Here is a 1887-nt window from a genome sequence, read left to right as displayed (position 1 = left end):
AATCGAGTAGGAGGGGGCGACTAACCCCCGACCTCTCACACCACCGTACGTACGGATCCGTATACGGCGGTTTCAGTTAAGTCTGACGAAGGGTTTCATAACGTTCCAGTACGCTCTTGAGCCCTTGACCCTTCCAATAGGTGGAGTCGAGGGTTTTCTGTAAGATCGGGCTTCTCGCTACTCGCCAATAGGCTTTCCTCGTGTTTGCCCATTCCCATGCTTTCCCTCTGCTAGCCCCAAGAGACACTAATTTACGTTGTCTCGTTCGGGTTGTCTTCCATTCTTTCCAGCGGATCATTCGCAACCGTCTTCTCACCCATGAATCCAGTTTCTCAAGGAAAGAGGGGGTCTCCACCAATTGATAATAGCCCATCCACCCTGTGATAAATCGGTTTAGGCGACGAATTCGTTCCTCCATGTGAATCGATTGGCGACGTGAGGTAAGATGGCGAATTCGATCTTTACATCGCCGGACACTCTCTTTTGAGATACGAATCTTCGGGTCTTTCCGATGTCGAGTGAACGTGAAGCCTAAGAACGTTCGGTCCCACGGTCGACCCCATGCACTCTTTTCTCGGTTCACTTTGAGGTGAAGCTTTTCTTCTACGAACGTTGTCATCTTTTCCAACGTCTGTTTCGCCGCACGTCGAGACTTCACATAGATCTGGCAGTCATCGGCATAGCGAACGAAACGGTACCCTCGTTTCTCCAGTTCTTGATCCCATTCATCCAGCACAATATTGGAAAGCAGGGGACTAAGAGGACCACCTTGTGGTGTTCCTTCTGTGCTCGGTTGAACCAGTCCATCTTCCATGATGCCTGCTTGTAAGTACCGTCTGATCAGGCGCAGAACCTGTTTGTCTTGTGTCACTTGACTCAGTCGTCTCATCAATCGGTCGTGATGAACTCGATCGAAGAACTTCAAGAGATCCAGATCCACCACCCATCCGTATCCTTCTCGAACGTATCCTCTTGCCTTCCTTACCCCATCATGTCCTCGTTTCCCTGGTCGGAACCCGTAACTATTTGATGAGAAGGTTGCGTCGACTTTCTTTGAAAGCACTTGAGCAATGGCTTGTTGGATCAAACGGTCCACCACCGTTGGGATCCCTAGCTTCCTCACGCCTCCAGACGGTTTCGGGATGTCGACCCGTCTAACAGGTTGTGGGCGATAGGTTCCCTCCATGATTTCCTTCCTTAAGGAATCCCAGTTTTCCATCAGGTATGATCGGACGGATTCTGTCGTCATGCCATCGATGCCCGGACTTCCTTTATTGGACTCCACTCGCTTCAGCGCTTGGAGGAGATTCTCTCTTGATAAGATCTGATCCAACATCGTTCTTCCACTCCTTCGTATAAGATGGTTCTCGTTGTGTGGCTATACGCTCCGCCCTCTCTCAAGCCCCTCACGGAATTCACCGCTACATGCAGAAGAGCAGGTCCGATTGGTCTTTCTGCTTCAACACGTATAGCGTACGTCAAGGCATCTTATTCCTTTCCTGATTCAGCCCTTCCGTGTCTGTCTAGATCAGACACGTACTATGGCTTCGGCTGACTTCTAGTGTCTCAGCGCCTGTTCGTACAAGCGGTTACGGAAAGCTTCCGCATGATCACTAGATCTCCCCGGGTAAGTGCATGTCCTTCCCCTCCATGTCTCCGCCTCATTTACACCTATCCCCTTTGGTCACTAGGACTTTGACTTGTTTGGCAGTCTCATCCAAGAATAAGCGCCTGATGAGATTCGTGTTCCTCGGAGCGGAGGTTTGCCTCGGACTTCCTTCAGATTCTAGGTCACCCTAGACACCCTTGTCGTTGGCTAACAGTTACAGTGACCTTCACTGCTCGGGACTTGAACCCTATAGCCCATGCACATGCCGGGCACACCAA

The 1887-nt window shown here is 50.7% G+C and carries 1 protein-coding gene; it reads right to left on the bottom strand.

Translation table 11 applies throughout. The features are described 5' to 3' along the window. Nucleotides 1–76: 76 nt before the first annotated feature. A complete protein-coding gene (ltrA, locus tag M3202_RS21920; protein ID WP_251225343.1) occupies nt 77–1336 on the bottom strand; it encodes a group II intron reverse transcriptase/maturase in 1260 nt (419 codons plus the stop codon). Between the last annotated feature and the right edge of the window lie 551 nt (nt 1337–1887).

Source organism: Halalkalibacter oceani (genome assembly GCF_023715605.1).
Classification (GTDB): domain Bacteria; phylum Bacillota; class Bacilli; order Bacillales; family Bacillaceae_D; genus Halalkalibacter; species Halalkalibacter oceani.
This window is presented reverse-complemented; position numbering and strand designations above follow the sequence as displayed.

Excerpts from the sequence above, each read along its gene's own strand:
- ltrA (WP_251225343.1), bottom strand. The coding sequence starts at position 1,336 with ATGTTGGATCAGATCTTATCAAGAGAGAATCTCCTCCAAGCGCTGAAG.